At 71.6% G+C, this 17,422-nt stretch carries 12 protein-coding genes; 8 read left to right on the top strand and 4 right to left on the bottom strand.

Going from position 1 to position 17,422, the window contains the following annotated elements:
- Positions 1-58 precede the first annotated feature (58 nt).
- The 7 genes from Ssi02_RS15800 to Ssi02_RS15770 all read left to right on the top strand — a co-directional run bounded on the left by Ssi02_RS15800 (position 59) and on the right by Ssi02_RS15770 (position 13,761).
- Positions 59-1,744, top strand: a complete 1,686-nt coding sequence (locus Ssi02_RS15800; protein ID WP_204026232.1) for a non-ribosomal peptide synthetase — start codon at positions 59-61, stop codon at positions 1,742-1,744.
- Positions 1,741-3,009 (top strand): FAD-dependent oxidoreductase, encoded by a 1,269-nt coding sequence (locus Ssi02_RS15795; protein WP_204026220.1) that lies wholly within the window; start codon positions 1,741-1,743, stop codon positions 3,007-3,009. The genes Ssi02_RS15800 and Ssi02_RS15795 overlap by 4 nt, the downstream gene beginning before the upstream one ends.
- Positions 3,003-3,575, top strand: coding sequence for a DUF6875 domain-containing protein (locus Ssi02_RS15790; RefSeq protein WP_204026218.1), 573 nt, complete (start codon positions 3,003-3,005; stop codon positions 3,573-3,575). Before Ssi02_RS15795 ends, Ssi02_RS15790 begins: the two co-directional genes overlap by 7 nt.
- On the top strand, positions 3,572-10,843 hold the full coding sequence (locus Ssi02_RS15785; protein ID WP_204026216.1) for a non-ribosomal peptide synthetase: 7,272 nt from the start codon (positions 3,572-3,574) through the stop codon (positions 10,841-10,843). Before Ssi02_RS15790 ends, Ssi02_RS15785 begins: the two co-directional genes overlap by 4 nt.
- Before the next feature lie 77 nt (positions 10,844-10,920).
- Positions 10,921-11,823, top strand: coding sequence for a methyltransferase (locus Ssi02_RS15780; protein ID WP_204026208.1), 903 nt, complete (start codon positions 10,921-10,923; stop codon positions 11,821-11,823).
- A complete protein-coding gene (locus Ssi02_RS15775; RefSeq protein WP_204026206.1) occupies positions 11,820-12,947 on the top strand; it encodes a cytochrome P450 family protein in 1,128 nt (375 codons plus the stop codon). Before Ssi02_RS15780 ends, Ssi02_RS15775 begins: the two co-directional genes overlap by 4 nt.
- Positions 12,948-13,467: 520 nt before the next feature.
- Positions 13,468-13,761 carry a hypothetical protein gene (locus Ssi02_RS15770; protein WP_204026204.1) on the top strand — a complete coding sequence of 98 codons (294 nt, stop codon included), beginning with the start codon at positions 13,468-13,470 and terminating at the stop codon, positions 13,759-13,761.
- A 173-nt stretch (positions 13,762-13,934) separates the two neighbouring features.
- Here Ssi02_RS15770 and Ssi02_RS15765 read toward each other — a convergent pair whose 3' ends face one another.
- The 4 genes from Ssi02_RS15765 to Ssi02_RS15750 all read right to left on the bottom strand — a co-directional run bounded on the left by Ssi02_RS15765 (position 13,935) and on the right by Ssi02_RS15750 (position 16,439).
- The gene (locus Ssi02_RS15765) at positions 13,935-14,609 is read right to left on the bottom strand and encodes a FadR/GntR family transcriptional regulator (RefSeq protein WP_204026202.1); all 675 of its coding nucleotides are present in this window, start codon (positions 14,607-14,609) and stop codon (positions 13,935-13,937) included.
- A gap of 287 nt (positions 14,610-14,896) precedes the next feature.
- Positions 14,897-15,253, bottom strand: coding sequence for an ArsC/Spx/MgsR family protein (locus Ssi02_RS15760; RefSeq protein WP_204026201.1), 357 nt, complete (start codon positions 15,251-15,253; stop codon positions 14,897-14,899).
- Positions 15,254-15,442: 189 nt separating this feature from the next.
- Positions 15,443-15,865, bottom strand: a complete 423-nt coding sequence (locus Ssi02_RS15755) for a hypothetical protein (protein WP_204026200.1) — start codon at positions 15,863-15,865, stop codon at positions 15,443-15,445.
- Positions 15,866-15,917: 52 nt separating this feature from the next.
- Positions 15,918-16,439 carry a DUF2231 domain-containing protein gene (locus tag Ssi02_RS15750; RefSeq protein WP_204026198.1) on the bottom strand — a complete coding sequence of 174 codons (522 nt, stop codon included), beginning with the start codon at positions 16,437-16,439 and terminating at the stop codon, positions 15,918-15,920.
- Positions 16,440-16,558: 119 nt separating this feature from the next.
- On the opposite strand from Ssi02_RS15750, the gene Ssi02_RS15745 reads away from it, so the two are divergent.
- Complete coding sequence (locus Ssi02_RS15745) at positions 16,559-17,302, top strand: helix-turn-helix transcriptional regulator (protein ID WP_204026197.1); 744 nt, start codon at positions 16,559-16,561, stop codon at positions 17,300-17,302.
- Positions 17,303-17,422: the final 120 nt, after the last annotated feature.

Raw genomic sequence — 17,422 nt, 5'->3', positions numbered from 1 at the left:
TAATGGATTTCCGTGGGTCACGGAGTGTGAAACCGCAGTGGACGCGCGATTAGATAGGGTGAATCCCTTACCGGCCGAGACGATGGTGGGGATGTTCCGGCGCCAGGTCGCCCGGGCCCCGGAGTCGGTCGCGGTTGTCGCCGCTGACGGCACGCTCTCCTACGGTGAGCTCGACGCCCGCGCCTCCGTGGTGGCGGCCGGGCTGCGAGACCGTGGGGTCGGGCCGGACGACATCGTCGCCGTCGCGATCCCGCGCGGCGCGGACATGGTGGTGGCCGTCGTCGCCGTGCTCGCCGCGGGAGCCGCGTACCTGCCGGTCGACTCCGCCCAACCGCCGGACCGGGTGGCCGCCGTGCTCGCCGACGCCCGTCCCGCCCTGGTGCTGACGCCGGGGGAGCTGCGGGCGCTGGATGCCGCGGCGGTGTCCGCCGCTCCGGTGGCGGATCCCGATCCCGCGTGCGCCGCCTACGTCATCTACACCTCCGGCTCGACCGGAGACCCCAAGGGCGTGGTCGTTCCCCACGCGGGGATCGCTCATCTCGTCGCGGCGCAACGGGAACGCTTCGGTGCCGGGCCGGGTGCCCGGGTGTTGCAGTACGCGTCGGTCGGCTTCGACGTGGCCGTCGCCGACCTGTGCATGGCGCTGCTCACCGGGGCCACGCTCGTTCTCGCGCCGCCCGAGGGCCTTCCGCCCGGCGAACCGTTCGCCCGATTCATCGCCGAGCACGGCGTCACCCACGTGTGCATGCCACCGAGCGCACTCGCCACCCAGCCGGACATGGCGCTGCCCTCGGTCGCCTGCCTGATCGTCGCGGGGGAGGCGCCGGGCCCGGACCTCGTCGCCCGATGGTCTGCCGGCCGCCGGATGATCAATGCCTACGGCCCGACCGAGACGACCGCGTGCGCCACCATGAGCGCGCCGCTCACCGGCGGCCCGGTGGTGCCGATCGGGGCGGCGATCCCCGGCACAGAACTACGGGTGCTGGACGAGAAGTGCGCCCCGGCCACCGAGGGCGAACTGTACATCGGCGGCGCCGGGGTCGCGCGCGGCTATCTGGGCCGCCCCGGGCCGACCGCGCAGCGGTTCGTCGCCGACCCGTGGGGTCCGCCCGGGTCGCGCATGTTCCGCACCGGCGACCTGGTCCGCGTGCTGCCCAACGGTGACCTGCTGTTCCTCGGCCGGGCCGACGATCAGGTGAAGATCCGCGGCCACCGGGTCGAACCGGCCGAGGTGGAGGCCGCGCTCGGCGCTCACCCGGCGGTGGCGCGGGCGGCGGTCGTCGCCCACTCCGGACCGCTCGGCGCCTACCTGGTGGGTTACGTGGTGCCGCGCGGGGCGAGCGTGCCGGACCTGCGCGCGCACCTCGCCGAGCGGCTGCCGGCCCACCTCGTCCCGGACATGATCGAGGTGGTCGGGCACTTCCCGTTGACCCCCAACGGAAAACTGGACCGGGCCGCGTTCGCCGAGCCCGCGCCGCGGGCGTCGGGCGCGCTCGCCGACGACCTCGCCCGGTTGTTCGCCGAGGTGCTGTCGGTGGATTCGGCCGCGCCGGACGACGACTTCTTCGCTCTCGGCGGCACCTCGCTCATGGCCACCGCGCTGGCCAGCCGGATCCGGGTCGAACTGGCCGTGGACGCGTCCGTGGCCACCGTGTTCGACGCCTCCACACCTGCCGATCTCGCCAAAGTCCTGTCCGCGATGGACCCGGTGGCCTCGGTGGACTCGGTCAGGGTCCGGACATGAACATCGTCGTCGTCGGGGCGGGTATGGCCGGAACCATGCTGGCGATCCGGCTGGCCCGCCGCGGCCACCGGGTGGACGTGGTGGAGCGGCGCGGCGACCCGCGCGGCACGAACGGCCCGGACGCCGCGTCGATCAGCGTCGGGCTGTCCGAACGCGGGCGGGCGGCGCTGCGCGACATCGGCCTCCTCGATGAGGCCCTGGCCAAAGCGGTTCCCATGCGCGGGCGGATCGTCCACCACAGCGGACGGGTCACCTACCAGCCCTACGGCGCGGACGACACCGAGGTGCTGCACTCGGTCCGCCGCCACGACCTCAACATCGCCCTGCTCGACGCCGCCGAATCGGTTCCCCGGGTGCGGCTGTGGTTCGGGCACCGCGTCACCGGCCTGGCCGGTACGGAGGTGCGGACCCCGGCCCGGACGTTCTCGGCGGATCTCGTCGTGGGCGCGGACGGCGCGTACTCGACCGTGCGCACGCACCTGCACCGCCGGGTGCGCGCCGAGTTCCACCAGACGCACCTGGACTGGGGCTACCGGGAGTTCACCATCCCGGCCGTCGACCGACCGGAGGCGTTGCATGTGTGGCCGAGCAGGCGGGGACTGGTGGTGGCACACCCCAACCCGGACGGATCGCTGACCGGCACCGTGTTCCTGCCGTTCGACGGCGACACCGGGTTCTCGGGGCTGCGCGACCCGGCGCGGGCCGGGGCGTTCCTGGCCGAGGAGTTCGGCGACCTGACCGATCTGGTGCCGGACCTGGTCAAGCAGTTCCTCGCGCACGAGCCGGGCAGCCTGGTGTCGGTGCGCACCGCGCCGTGGCAGCACGACCGTGTCGTCCTCATCGGCGACGCCGCGCACGCCGTGTTCCCGTTCTACGGCCAGGGGATGAACGCCGCGTTCGAGGACTGCGCGGTGCTCGACGCGTGTCTCGCCGAGCATGCCTTGGGCGACGCGCTCGCCGCGTTCGAGGCCCGCCGCCGCCCGCACACCGACGTGCTCGCCGAGTTGTCCGCGCGCAACTTCGTGGAGCTGCGCGACCGGGTGCGGTCACCGGTGTTCCTGGCCCGCAAGCGGATCGACTTCGCGCTCGGCCGCCTGTTACCGGGCTGGCGGACGCTGTACGAGATGATCAGCCACAGCAGCCTCCCGTACGGCGACGCGCTCGCCCGGGCCCGTCGCCAGGACCGCGTCCTCGGTGGACTCGCCGGGCTCGGCGGAGTCGCGTTGCTCGCTGCGGCGTGGCGGAAGCGGAGCGGGAGATGCTGAGCCACCCGGCGGGTGACGTCGCGCTGTTCGAGCCGGATCACCCGGACCTGCCTGCCGCCGCCGAGGTGGTGCTGGCGTGGGCGCGGTCCTACCTGTGCCGACCGCACCCCGATCTGGGGCGGGGCGGCGACGTTTGCCCGTACACGGCCGTCTCGCTGGAACGGGGCGGGCTCTTCCTCGCCGTACACCCCGGACGGCCGGACCTGCGGGCGGTGATGACCGCTTACCGCGACTGGTTCCCCGACCTGCCGCCACGCGTGGGGCCGCAGGCCAGATACCGGGCGATCCTGGTGGTGCTGCCGGACGTCACGCCCGGGGAGATCGACCGCACGCAGCGGGAGCTGAAGCCCGGGTTTGTGGAACGGGGCCTGATGATCGGTGAGTTCCACCCGGGACCGCCGCCCGCGCCCGGTCTGTGGAACGCGGACTTCCGGCCGATGCGCAGCCCGCTGCCGTTGCTGGCGGTGCGGCACATGGTGGCCGCCGACGCGCCGTTCCTGCGGGCGGACCCGGAGCATCTGGCGGCGTACCGGCGCCTGTTCGGAGATCGGGGAGCGCGCCGATGACGGTCCCGCTCACGCCCGGGGCTCGGCGACTGTGGTTCCTCGAGGCGTTCGCCGATGGCGCGCCCCTGCACAACAACCCGGCGGTGTTCCGGTTGGCCGGCCCCGTGTCGGTGGACGCGCTCCAGCGTGCGGCGGATCTGGTGGTGGCCCGGCACCCGGTGCTGCGCACCACATTCGACGAAGTCGACGGCGAGCCGGTCGGACGGGTGGGTCCGGTGGGCGCCGCGGATGTCGTGGTGCGGACGGTGCCGGACGCGGAGGCGTTCGCGGCGCAGGCCGCACGGGAGCCGTTCGACCTGCGCACCGGGCCGTTGTTCCGGATCCGTCTGGGCCGGATCACGCCGACCGACCACGTACTGGTGATCAACACGCATCACGCGGTCGTCGACGGTACGTCACTGTCGGTGCTGTGCAAGGAGATCAGCGTCCTGTACGCCGACCCGGCCCGGCCACTGCCGGATCCTGGAGCGCCGCCGGACATTATCGACCACGACCCCTCCCGACGGGTGTCCGATCTGGACGGTGTGCCGGACCTGCTCACCCTGCCCACCGACCGGCCACGCCCAAGGATGCGCGCCTTCCGGGGGGAGTTGCGCCGCCACGCCGTCCCCGAGGGTTTCACCGCGCGGGTCGACGCGCTCGCCCGCGCCACGCGCGCCACCCGGTTCGTCGTGCTGCAGGCCGCGTACGCCGCCACGTTGGGCACGACGGCGGGTCAGGACGACGTAGTGGTCGCCACCCTGGTGTCCGGGCGGCCGGGGCCGGAGTTCGCCGGCGTCGTCGGAATGTTCGTGAACCCGGTGCCGTTGCGGGTGGGGATCGGCGGTGATCCGACGTTCCGCGAGCTGGTGGCCAGGGTCCGCCGCGCGGTCGCGGCGGGACTAGGCAGCGCGGCGGTCCCGTTCGACCGGATCGTCGAGGCGGTCGGCGCCTCCCGCGACCTGAGCCACGCGCCACTGTGCCAGGCGCACCTCGTGATGCAGGACCCACCCGAGGTGGTGCTCCCCGGCGTGCGGGCCGACCGGATGCTGCCGGACACGGGCACGGCCGACGTCGACCTCACCGTGATGGTGGAGTCCGGCGGCGCGGAGATGGCCGTGGTCACCGAGCACGACACGGACCTGTTCGACGGTGCGACGGTCGACGGTCTCGCCGGGCGGCTGCTGGCCTTGCTGGACCGTGCGTGCGCCGACCCCGATCGCCGGTTGTCGGCGTTGACGGCACGGTCTTCGGTGATGGCCGGGCCCGCCGGTGCCCCGGCGCCGTCGACCGTGCTGGAGCTGATCCGGTTCGGCGCGGACGGCCGCGCGGTGGGTGAGTTGTCCTACGCCGAGCTGGAGCGCCGTTCGGCGGCGCTGGCCTCGGTGCTGCGGGCGAAGGGCGCCGGGCCGGAGGCGTGGGTCGCGGTGGACCTGCCGCGCGGCCCGGACCTGGTGGTGGCCGTCCTCGGGATCTGGCGGGCGGGCGCGGTGTACGTGCCGGTGGAACCGTTGTGGCCCGAGCCGAGGCGCCGGGCCGTCACCGAGGCCGCCCGCGTCGTGCTGACCGAGATCCCGGACCTGCCGGAGGAGTTCGAGCGCGTCGATCCCGGAATCGCACCCGAGTCACTGGCATACGTGTTCCACACGTCCGGGTCGACCGGCCGCCCGAAGGCGGTGGGCGTGCCGCACCGCGCGGTGGCCGGGATGCTGGCCCGGTCGACGGCCTTGGTGGGGCTGGACGCCGGGGACGTGGTGGCGGCCGTTATCTCCCCGGCGTTCGACATCTCGGTGTGGGAACTGGTGGGGCCGCTGACGGTGGGCGCCCGGGTGGTGCCGGTACCGCCGGAGATCGTGGTGGACGGTCCCGCGCTGGCGCGGCGTCTGACGGCCGAGGCGGTCACGGTCGTCCAGGTCACCCCGTCGGTGTGGGCGGTGCTGGTGGCGGCCGGGGGCGTGCCGGAGTGCGTGCGGGTCCGGGTGTCGATCGGGGAGGTGCTGACGCCGGAGCTGGCCGCGTCGCTGGGCGGGGCCGAGCTGTGGAACGCGTACGGCCCGACCGAGACGACGATCTGGTCGACCGCCGAGCGGGTGCGCCAAGACAGCCGGTTCGGCATCGGCGACCCGCTCGACGGCGTGGCCGTGTATCTGCTGAACGCGGGCCTGCGACCGGTTGACGACGACGTGGTCGGCGAGGTGTACCTGGGTGGTTTCCCGCTGGCGCGCGGCTATCTCGGCGCGCCCGGCCGGACGGCGACGAGGTTCGTCGCCGACCCGTTCTCGCCGGTCCCCGGCGCGCGCATGTACGCGACCGGCGACCTGGCGCGCCGTCGGCCGGGCGGTGTCGTGGAGTTCGTCGGGCGGGTGGACGCGCAGCTCAAGGTGCGTGGTCACCGGGTGGAACCGGCCGAGGTGGAGGCGGCGCTGCGGGCGGACCCGGAGGTCGCCGACGCCCGCGTGACCGGTGACGGTGACCGCCTGGTGGCCTACGTGATCCCGGCCGCCGGGCGGCCCCGCTGGCCGAGGGTGCGGGAGCGGCTGAGCCGTGTCCTTCCCGCCTACCTGGTGCCGTCGGCGATGGTGTCCGTGGACGCGTTCCCGCTGACCAGCTCCGGAAAGCTGAACGTACGCGCTCTGCCCCCACTGGCGGAGGACGTCGCCGCCCCTGATCCCCACCCGGGTCTGGAGACCACGATCGCGGAGATCTTCGCGCGCCTGCTGGCTCGCCCGGTAAGCCGCGACGACGATTTCTTCCTGTCCGGCGGCCATTCCCTGGCGGCGGTGAAGGCCGTCGCCAGGATCCGGGCGTCGGTTGGCGTGGAGGTGACGACCAGAACCCTGTTCGCCAACCCCACCGTCGCCGCCCTGGCCGCCGCGATCGATGCGGGACACGGCAATCCCGATAATCCGGAGATCCCGGACGTCCCGGGGCCGGTGCCCGCTCCATTAGGACGGCTGTCCGGCCCGCAGCACGGACTGTGGATCATCCACCAGGCGGGCCAGGACGACGGCGCCTACGTCGTGCACGCCGCGTTCCGGTTGGAGGGTGCGCTGGACGAGGCGGACCTGCGCGCCAGGTTCGCCCATACCCTGGCCACCCATCCCGTCCTGCGATCGGCGATCGTCGTCCATGACGACACCCCGCGGCTGAGCGCGGCGCCTTACACGGACGAGTTGCCGGCGAGGGCCTGGCGCACCACCGACCTGAGCGCTCACGCGGACCCGTGGCCAGAGGCCGAACGCCTGGCCGCCCGGGACGCCGACCACCCCTTCGACCTGACCCGGCGCCCGTTGGTGCGAGCCCACCTGATCAGAACCGCCCCCAAGACCCATCTCCTGACGATCACCGCTCACCACGTCATCTGCGACGACACATCGATGTCGATCCTGCTGACGACCCTGACCACCGTGGATCCGATCTCCTCGCCCCTGTCCGGCGCCACGGATGTCCAGGGGCCGAGGGCCGCGCTCAGCGCGGAGACCAGCGCACCTGGACTACCGATCCCCACGCCGGCAGCCGTGGGTCCACGGCAAGAAACCACCGAATTCTGGGCTGAAACACTCCGCGACGCCCCGCCTGCCTCCGGACCCTCGCCGGACCACCCGTACGGCACGGCCCCAACCCCCACGTCGGGCGGATCGCCGCACCCGGAATCCGGCCCGGGTCACCCCCGCCGCGCGGGCGCTGTCCCCGGTGCCACCCACCGGTTCACCGTCCCGGCCGGGCTCGCCCACCGCTTCGCCACCTGGTGCCGGGGCGAACGGGCCACCACCTTCGCCGGTCTCCTCGCCGTCTTCGCAATCGTCTCCTCCACCCGGGACGGTGGTGACGACCTCGTCGTCGGCGCCCCGGTCAGCACCCGCCCGGCCGGGTGGGACGACGTGATCGGCATGTTCGTCACCACCCTCCCGCTCCGGCTCCGCACGAACCGTCGAGCCACCCCCCGCGACCTGCTCGCCGACGCCACCGGGGTGGTGGCCGACGCGATGGACCACGCCGACATCTCCCTGACCGACATCCTCACCACGGTCCCCACCCCACGGGAGGACCACCCCCTGTTCCGGACGATGCTGGTCCTCAACCGCGAGACGGCCCCCGTCACCTTCACCGGCCTGACCACCACCCCGCTGCCGATCGACCGCGCCACCAGCCGTTTCGACCTCACCCTCCACATCAGGGAACGCGAGGGCGACTGGCCCGCCCTCATCGACTACCGCACCGACCGGTACGAGGCGGACACGATCACCAGGATCGCCGACCAGGTGCTGGCGGTCATGGAGGCCGTGGCCCGCCACCCCGGCCTTCCCCTGTCCCACCTGGACCTGTTGTCCCCGGCCGACAGCGCCGTCCACACCGCCCTCGACACCCGGTCCGATCCGGCCTTCCCCGGTGGACCGGACACGCCGTCCACCGGCCCGGCCGTCCACACCCGACCGGCCGCCACGACCGTTGTCGACCTGATCGCGGCCCACACCGCCCGGACCCCTGACGCCACCGCCGTCCTCGACCTCGCCGCCGCTCCCCTCACCTATCGCGACCTGGACCGCAGATCCTCAGCCGTCGCCCGCCACCTGCGCGAGGCCGGCATCCGGAGCGAGGACCCGGTCGCGATCACCATCCCGTCCAGCGCCGACGCGATCATCGCGATCCTCGGCGTGCTCAAGGCGGGCGGATGCTTCGTCCCCATCGACCCCGCCCAGCCGCCCTCCCGCCAACACGCCCTGATCGCCGCCAGCGGTGCGAGGACCGTCCTGACCCGCGACGCCATCCCCTCCACCGGCCACCACCAACCCACGTCCATCCACCCGTCCCAGCTCGCCTACGTTGTCCACACCTCCGGCTCCACCGGCGAACCCAAGGGCGTCGAAGTACAGCACGACACTCTCCTCAACCTCACCACCGCGTTCATCGCCGAACACGGCCTCACCGCCGCGCACCGCCTCCTCATGGTCCCGCCCCCGTACTTCGACGCCGCGTTCGGCGACATCTTCCCAGTCCTCGCGGCCGGGGCCACCCTGGTCGTCCACCCCGACCCGGGCGGCCTCACCGGACCGGACCTCCTCAAGCTCTGCGTCGAGCACCGGCTGACCGCGGTGGACACGGCGGCTCCCCTCTGGCAGCGCTGGGTGGCTGATCTCGCCGGGGAACGCCTCCCGTTGGAGATCATGATGATCGGGGGCGACATCGTCCCGGCGGCGACCGTCCGCGCGTGGGCGAAGCACGGCATTCCCCTCTACAACCACTACGGCCCGACGGAAGCCACCGTCTGCGCGACCAGCCATCGCACCGTCGACGGCCGCGAGCACCCCACCCGGCTGCCGATCGGCCGCCCGCTGCCGAACGTCCGCGTCCACCTCCTCGACCGGGCTCTGCGCCGAGTGCCCGTCGGCGTGGTCGGTGAGGTCTACATCGGAGGGACGGCGCCCGCCCGGGGGTATCGGGGAAACCCGGCCGCGACCGCCGCGGCATTCCTCGCCGACCCGTACGGCGCCCACCCCGGCGCCCGCATGTACCGGACCGGCGACCTCGCGAGGCTGAACCCGCACGGCACGCTCGAGTTCGTCGGCCGGGCCGACGACCAGGTCAAGATCCGCGGCAACCGGGTGGAGCCGGGGGAGGTGGCGGCCGTGCTCGCCGCGCACCCGGCCGTCGCGGAGGCCGTGGTGGTGGCCAGGGGCGACCGCCTCATCGGCTACGTCGGCGCCCCGACCTCGACCACACCCACCCGGAACGCATCCGATCCGGCCACCCCCGGCCCGCGGGTCGCCGTCCCGGATGTTTCCGGCCTGCGCGCCTTCTGCGCCGACCGCCTGCCCGCGCATCTCGTGCCGGACACCGTGGTCGTCCTCGACGCCCTTCCCACCACAAGCACCGGTAAGGTCGACAACACCGCCCTCCCCGAACCCCCCACCAACCCCTCCGCCCCGGCGGATCCGCCTCGGACCGCCACCGAGCGAGCCGTCGCCGCCATCTGGGCCACCGTTCTCGACCAGTCCGACGTGGACCGCACTGCGGATTTCTTCGCCATCGGCGGGCACTCGCTCATCGCCGCCCACGTCCTCGCCGCCGTCCGCGACCGCCTCGGCGTCACGGTGCCGATGCGCACACTATTCACCGCCCCCACCGTGGCGGCGTTCGCGGCAGCCATCGATGACGGTGCCTCGGCGGACCTGCCCACGATCGACCGATTGCGCGCCGACGCTGTCCCCCCACCCGAAATCCGTCTCCGCACCGTCCACCCACCCGGCGTCCCCCCGGCCGGCACGCCGCGCCGGATCCTGCTCACTGGCGCCACCGGCTTCCTCGGCCGCCACCTGCTCGACCAGCTCCTGGCCCGGACCGACGCCCGGATCCACTGCCTCGTCCGCCAGAGCTCGATCGATCGGCTGCCGGTCACCGACCGCGTGATCCCGGTCCCCGGCGACCTGTCCGCGCCCGGCCTCGGTCTGTCCACAGAGGATCACGACACCCTCACGACCGTGGACGCGATCTACCACAACGCCGCCGTGCCGCATTTCGCCGCGCCCTACCATGCCCTCAAACCCGCCCACGTCGACGCCACCGCCGCGATCCTGCGCCTGGCCGGCGACAGCGGCGCCCCGCTGCACCTGATCTCCACCCTCGGCGTTTTCCTCGGTGACGCCTACGACGGCCGCGTCGTCACCGAGGCCGACGCTCCCACCGACCCGAGCGGCCTCACCAGCGGCTACGACCTCAGCAAATGGGTGGCCGACGCCATGGCCGTAGCCGCCCGCGGCCACGGCCTGCCCGTCTCGATCCACCGCATCGCGGCCATCGTCGGCGACACCGCCACCGGCGCCGCCGACACGCGCTCCGCGTTCAGCCGATGGCTCACCGGATGCGTCGCCGCGGGCGCCGTCCCGGACACCGCCGAGGTGCTGGACATGGTGCCCGTGGACACGGTGGCCGCGGCAATCGTCGCGCTCTCACAGGCCCCGGACCACCTCTGCCGGGACCACCACTACCACGGCGACGGCGGCCTCACCCGTGCCGCCCTCGCCGCCGCCCTCACCTCGGCCGGTCACCCGACCGAGGTGGTGCCGTACCACCGATGGCGGGAGCGGATGCTCGCCGACCCGGCCGGGCCTTTCGCCCCGCTCGCCTTCTCCCTGCCCGAACGCCCCCGCCCGCACCCGCGGTTCGACTGCTCCCGCACCTGGGCCGCCGCGGCCGAGGTGGGGGTGGGGTTCCCCCCGGCCAACGAGCGAATGCTGCGCAGGCACCTGGACTTCCTCACCGGTGCCGGCGCGTTTTCCGGAAGTGGATGATCATGCCATTGCCCGAAGGATCCTTTGGTGTCCCGGCTCCGGTACTGGACCGGCTCGGCGCGGCCGGGTACCGGGCCATGATCGCCGGCGTCCGGCTCGGGGTGTTCACCGCGCTGGAAGCCGGCCCGCTGTCCGTCGAGAAGCTGGCCACCACGATCGGCGGTGATCCGGCCGGGGTGCGCAGCCTGGTGAACGTCCTGGTGACCTTCGGCTACCTGCGGCACGACGAGGACGGGGTCACGACCGCCGCGACGCCCGGCCCGGGGGACGCCGAACTGTTCTGGCACGAGGTCCTGTTCGAGTACTGGGCCGACATCGAGGACACCATCCGCACCGGCACGCCCCGCCGCGGCTTCTACCCCTGGCTGCACGAGCGCCCCGCCACCGCGGCCCGCCTGCGCCGGATGTTCGCCGGTGCCGCCGCGGACCTGGCCGACGACATCGCCGCCGCACTGCCTCCCGCGGCGACCGTCCTGGACATCGGGGGTGGCCACGGCGACCACACCGTCGAACTGTGCCGCCGTCGCCCCGACCTGAGGGCCACCGTCTTCGACCTGCCCGAGACGATCACGGCCCTCCGCGAAGACGCCCCGCCGGACCGGGTGACGGCGCGGGCAGGCGACTACCTCACCGACGACCTGGGTTCCGGGCACGACCTGGTGCTGCTGTTCAACGTCCTGCACGGCCACCGCCCCGAGGAATGCCGCGAGCTGCTCCAGCGCGCGGCGAAATCGTTGTCCCCCACGGGAAGCATCGCCATCCTCGACCATGACCGGGAACCACCGGCCGGGCTGGGCCCGGCCGCCGCCGGGTTCCTCGGCATGTTCGACCTGACCCTGTGGCAGGGCCAAGGCGGCGGCATGCACCGCTACGCCGACCTCGCGGCGTGGCTGGGCGAGGCCGGGCTCACCGAGACGCGGGTCGTGCCGCTCGCCGCGTCCCCGCTGGAGAAGCTGCTGATCGCCGGTCGGCCGTCGTGACCGCCGACCCGTACCCGGGCTACGCCTGGTTGCGCGAGCACGACCCGGTCTGCCCCGTCGGCGGCCCGCACGTCCCGGGCCGGATGTGGCTGGTGACCCGGTACGACGACGTCCGCGCCTGCCTGGCGGACCGCCGCCTGGGCAGCGGCGCCCCGGTCAACCCCGACCCGCACCCGCCCGGTCTGTCCAATCTAAACGATCCCGGACACGCCAGGCTGCGCCGGCTCGTCGCCGCGGCGTTCACCCCCGCCGCAGTGTCCCGCCTGCGCGATCGCATCGCCCGGACCTGCGCGCACGCCGTCGAGTCGTTCGCCGGGCGGGGGCGCGCTGACCTTGTCGCCGAGTACACCCGGGAGATCCCGGTCGCCGTCATGCACGACCTGCTCGGCGTCCCGGAAGCCGAACGCGCGCCCGCCGCCGACGTGCTGGACATGTGGTATCGCGCGAAGTTCCAGCAGCCGCGTGACGAGGCGAAGCTGGCCGAGGTGCTGGCTTACGTCCGGAAGCTGGTGGCCTACAAACGATCGCACCCGGGGGACGACCTGCCGACGCGGTTGATCGAGTCGGGCGCGCTGACCGAGGACGAGCTGGAGGTGATGGTCATGACGTTGATCGGCGCCGGTCACATCACCACGATCCAGTTCCTCGGTACGACCATCCTGCGCTTGCTCGACCACCCCGGCCGGCGAGCTGCCCTGCTCGGCGGCGACATCGACTGGTCCCAGGCGATCAACGAGCTGCTGCGCCTGGACTCGCCGTCGCACGTGGCGGAGTACCGGTATGCGGGCGAGGACATGACGATCGCGGACGCCCGCGTGGGAGAAGGCGACGTGGTGCTGCTGTCGCTGGCGGCGGCGAACCGCGACCCGAACCGGTTCCCCGACCCCGGCGCCCTGGACCTCACCCGTGATGCCCGCCCGCACCTGGCGTTCGGCCACGGCGCGCACACCTGCCTGGGCAGCCATCTGGTGAAGCTGGAGACGGAGATCGCGATCACCACGTTGTTCGGCCGCCTGCCTGACCTGACCCTGGACATCCCGAGCGGCGAGGTCGTCTGGGGCTACGCCCCGACGTTCCGCGGCCCCCGGGCCCTTCCGGTCACCTTCACCCCCAGGAGCCGATGACCTCGTCTCCGCTGGGGGACGTGACGGATCGCAGGAACTTGACCGGGTAGCAGGTCTCTCAAGGTCTATCCGGAACTGGGCCGACCGCGATTCAGCGCTCCTGCAACCTCATGCCAACCTGGGTGGAGAAGTTCGATCAGGTGCCGGTCGAGCTCGGAGCGACGCATTTGCAGTGTCCGACCCGGTGCCACCTTCTGGAGTTCGTGCCAGACCCAGTTTTCACTTGTCGTCGACACCGCCGACGCCAGAACGGCCAGTCACGATAAGACGAGCCCGCCAGGCGCCTTAATGGCTGGCCGTTCGGTTACTCAAGCCCCCGGCCCATACCATAAGCGAACCGAAACCTCGGTCATAGAGCCCGGCTCTCCTGCAGGTCAGGGGCAACTTCGTGGGAAATTTCTTCATTACTACTGGGGTCCTAAAATCGTCATCCTCAATGCCCCGGCCAGAGTTGGGGCTTTTCAAGACCGGTAGTCGGTGCTTATCTGAAGGTGCCCTTCCCTGACATGAGGAGCCCCCCATGAAAATCCGCAGATTACACTCCGCTTTACTCGCCGTGGCGCTGGGCGCCAGTGTCCTGGCTGGTGCCGCACCCGCCGTCGCCTCCACCCAGATCAGCGCGGCCGGGGCCAGCGGAGGCTGGCCGGCACCGGACTGGTATCTGCAAGGCCCCTACCCGACCCTGGCCGCCTGCGATCTCGCCTACGAGGACGCTGCGGCGACCGGTTACTACAACGGGCTCGTCCCCTGTTACTGGTTCCGCGGGGGTGGCCCTTGGATGCCGGGCTTCTACTTCCAGGTATACATTCCCTGAGCTTCAACGGGTGTGAGTGGCGAGCGCGTCCAGCGTCTGCCGGGCTCCGACGACTTCCGGCGAACGTGCGGTGCCGGGGGCCGGCGGTGTTCCAGGGCCCCTAGGAGGATGGCCTGCCAGGTCTCGCGCGGTGTCTCGTCCTTGACTCCGCCGGTTCCCTATCCCGGTGACTGCTACTGGAGCAGCTCTCGCAGAAACTGCCGGTTGTCCTCGTAGAGCAACCGCGACGTGTTGACGGCCGTGTCCAGGTCGTCGTTGATGATCGCGTCCGCCAGCCGCTGATGCAGGTCGAGGATGTCCTGACTCATGGTCCGCCCGTGTGGCGATATCCGGATGGTCTCCACAACCTGCTGGTCGATGCTCTGCCAGATGGACGCGAGCAGACTGCTGCCAGACGCTTGCACGATCGCGGCGTGCAGGGCGCGATCGGGCTCGACGGTGTCTTCTCGATCGCGCGCTGCCTGCTGCAAACGCTCCGCGGCCGCACGCACACCCTCCAAAGCGGGCGCTTCCTTCTTCAGCGTGAGCTGGATTGCCCCCACCTCGAGGATCTCACGCACGTTGACCACGTCCTGGAGCTTGAGGCCGCCGCTGGCGATGGGGTCGGCCGGCGCAGCGATGACATAAGCGCCGCGACCCATCTGGATATCCAAGATGTCCATCGCGCCGACCGTGGAGAGCGCCTCCCGAATCACCGGACGAGAGACACCGAACTCGGTGGCGAGCTGCCGTTCACTAGGGATCTTCTGCCCGATGGGATAACTGCCGTCCTTGACGCGGTCCACCAGGATGCGGGCGATCCGGCTGGCCTGTGAGTCGCGTCGCTGAACAACACTGGGGTCGATCATGGCGCCTCCCGAAAGCACGAACCCGGGTCGACCAGCTGGTTGGCCAATCTGACCACTGGAGCCACTAGTATGCCGCCCGATGAGGGGCCTCGGAGATCCGGACAGCGTCTGGTGGCTTTGACCTACGCTGCGGACTCAGACCCCGCACAATGTCAACGTCAGCGACCCCTCGTCCGGGCTCCAGGCCAAGGCGCCGTGGAGGGTGCCTTCGGCAACCTGCTGCTCGGCATTGGGGGAGGGGCCCTCCCGGTGGGCCCTGGCGCTGCACGCGAGCTGACAGGGCGCCGTTACGGCAGGAGGGATCTTACGGAGTCGGGTGAACGGCCGATCACCGCCGTGCCGTCGTCCGCGGTGATGATGGGCCGTTGGATCAGGATCGGGTGGGCGGCCAGCGCCGCGATCCACTGCCGGCGGTGGCTCTCGTCACGCGGCCACGCGGTGAGGCCCAGCTCGGCCGCCGCGGGTTCGGTGAGGCGGGCGATGTGCCAGGGCTGCATGCCGAGGCGTTGCAGTACGTCTTCGATGTCCTCCGCGGACGGCGGTTCTTCCAGGTAGCGCCGCACGGTGTAGGTGGCGCCCGCGTCGTCCAGCAGCGAGAGCGCGGAAGCGCATTTGCTGCACGCGGGGTTGATCCAGATTTCCACGACGGTGGTCCTTCGAGCTGTGCTGGGGCGCGCCGGTCATCCGGGCAGGCCGGTCAGGGCGCAGAACTCGCTACCTTAGCGGGCGCCGAGGAGGGGGGAGGTGAAGGTGGTCGTTCCCGTGGCCTTAACTCCACGCGAGGTCATACAGGTTTGCTCGGCGTGGAGCCGGCGGTGGAACGCCGAGTCATGTCAGCTGCCGCCGATGTCCAGGGCGGAGAGCAGGACCAGGATCACGGTCGCGACGGCGAACAGCCCGTGTCCGGCTACGACGGCGACCGGGAAGTGCCGCTCGGCGGGGGTGGTGAGCTCGCCCGCCGCCAGAGCGGCGGTGCGGGATCGATATACCGGGATCCACCGGCTGAGCATGACGAACCCGAGCACGGCGACAAGCACCAGTAGGCCGAGGGCGATCCAGGCCAGCACGTTCATGTCGATGATGAGGTAGATGATCCAGATGATCAGGCCGGTGGCGGCAAGCGCGAAATGGCCGAAGATCACCGGGACCGGTAGGTGGCTGCCACCGCGGGCGCCACCGCGTGCGAGCCAGGTGCCGAGCATGTAGAAGCCGCCGAGAGCGGTGATTATCCAGGTGATCAGTGCGGCGATGTTCATGAGAACTCCAGATAGTTGGTGGCCGCACAAGGACCGTGCGGCAGCCGATGTGTCAGTTGGTGCGGCCGGCGGACACGAACCCTTCGGCCTGGGTCGCCTCGTCTGCCACGCGGACGCCGTAGCGGAAGGAGAGCCTGCCGCCCAGCCATCCCGACACGGCCAAGGTCAGGAAGGCGGCCACATTGAGTGCCAGCGGCCCGGCGGGGACACCGCCGGTGACGGTCTCGGAGTGCCGCCACAGGAAATTGCCGAGGTAGGCGGCGATCACCAGCAGGTTCAGCGTCATGTGGGTCAGCGCCAGCCGGAACGCGCGCGTGCCCCCGGGGATGGCGAACAGGTCCAGGAACCCGGCCATCGCCGCGCCCAGGGCGCCGATCACGCCGATCGCGATCAGCCACATCGCCCCCTCGGACAGGAAGCGCGGATCTGCAGCGAATTGTGAGGCGATGTCGAAGACCAGGCCGGCCACCCAGGCGCCGATCGGGATCGTGACCAGCATGGGGTGGAACGGGTGCCCGTACGGGCCGGCGAACGCGGCGCTGACCGGCTGCTTGGCCTGGTGCGGCTGGATCATCACAACCACCTCCTTTTCGCCAATCGATTTTGGTCTTATTGCGGATGATGGTCAAGCAAGGCCGATAGGCAAGCCGTCCCCCATCTTCAGGCAATGCATACTGGCGTTATCGTGAAGATATGACCAATGACATGAGCCGGGAGGCATCTCCGGCGGACGCCGCACTCGACTCCCTCGGCGTGCTCGGTGAAGGCACCCGGCGGCAGATCTTCGCCTTCGTCCGCCGTGCCCGCCGGCCCGTCACGCGCGAGGAGGCAGCCGCCGACGCCGGCATTTCCCGAAAGCTCGCGGCGTTCCATCTGGACAAGCTGGTCGACGCCGGCCTGCTCCGCGCCCGGTACGCGTCCCCCACCGGACTGCGTAAAGTCGGTCGGCAACCCAAGGTCTACGAGCCGGCCGGCGGCGCCATCCAGGTCAGCATCCCCGACCGCCGCCATGAACTGCTGGCAGGCCTCCTCCTCCAAGCCGTCTTGACCGAAGGCGACAACGAGACCGCCGCGACCGCCGCCATGCGCACCGCCGGGCAGCACGGCCGCGAACTCGGCGGGCAGGATCGCGCACGTCTGCGCCCGGGCCGGCTCGGCGCCGAACGGGGCCTGACCTTGTGCGAACACATGCTCGACCAGCACGGTTTCGAACCTGCACGGGAAGCCCCTGACCGGTTACGGTTGCGCAACTGTCCCTTTCATCCCCTCGCCGCCCGGGCCCCCGACCTCGTTTGCGGCATGAACCACGCCTTCCTCGCCGGATATCTGCAAGGACTGCAGGCGACGGCCGTTCAAGCGATCCTCGCCCCGCGCTCCGGTGAATGCTGCGTCCAACTGCAGCACGCGCAGCCCCAGGACCCGCCCAAGGCCGGCTGACACCCCCTGCCCGCCCGCCTCCGGGCGCGAAGATCCCCGCCGAGTCATTTCTTCCGCCCGATGCAGCCGCAGGATCTTGCCAGGAGGCCTGTCCAACAATTACGGTCGAGGCCGTTATTG

The organism is Sinosporangium siamense (genome assembly GCF_016863435.1).
GTDB lineage: Bacteria > Actinomycetota > Actinomycetes > Streptosporangiales > Streptosporangiaceae > Sinosporangium > Sinosporangium siamense.
Note: the sequence above shows the minus strand (reverse complement) of the source record. Positions and strands in the feature narration are given on the sequence as shown.

What these genes read in the sequence shown, in the direction of transcription:
- Ssi02_RS15780 (WP_204026208.1), top strand. Translation starts at nt 10,921, where the DNA reads ATGATCGCCGGCGTCCGGCTCGGGGTGTTCACCGCGCTGGAAGCCGGC.
- Ssi02_RS15750 (WP_204026198.1), bottom strand. Translation starts at nt 16,439, where the DNA reads ATGATCCAGCCGCACCAGGCCAAGCAGCCGGTCAGCGCCGCGTTCGCC.
- Ssi02_RS15765 (WP_204026202.1), bottom strand. Translation starts at nt 14,609, where the DNA reads ATGATCGACCCCAGTGTTGTTCAGCGACGCGACTCACAGGCCAGCCGG.
- Ssi02_RS15785 (WP_204026216.1), top strand. Translation starts at nt 3,572, where the DNA reads ATGACGGTCCCGCTCACGCCCGGGGCTCGGCGACTGTGGTTCCTCGAG.
- Ssi02_RS15770 (WP_204026204.1), top strand. Translation starts at nt 13,468, where the DNA reads ATGAAAATCCGCAGATTACACTCCGCTTTACTCGCCGTGGCGCTGGGC.
- Ssi02_RS15755 (WP_204026200.1), bottom strand. Translation starts at nt 15,865, where the DNA reads ATGAACATCGCCGCACTGATCACCTGGATAATCACCGCTCTCGGCGGC.
- Ssi02_RS15745 (WP_204026197.1), top strand. Translation starts at nt 16,559, where the DNA reads ATGACCAATGACATGAGCCGGGAGGCATCTCCGGCGGACGCCGCACTC.
- Ssi02_RS15795 (WP_204026220.1), top strand. Translation starts at nt 1,741, where the DNA reads ATGAACATCGTCGTCGTCGGGGCGGGTATGGCCGGAACCATGCTGGCG.
- Ssi02_RS15790 (WP_204026218.1), top strand. Translation starts at nt 3,003, where the DNA reads ATGCTGAGCCACCCGGCGGGTGACGTCGCGCTGTTCGAGCCGGATCAC.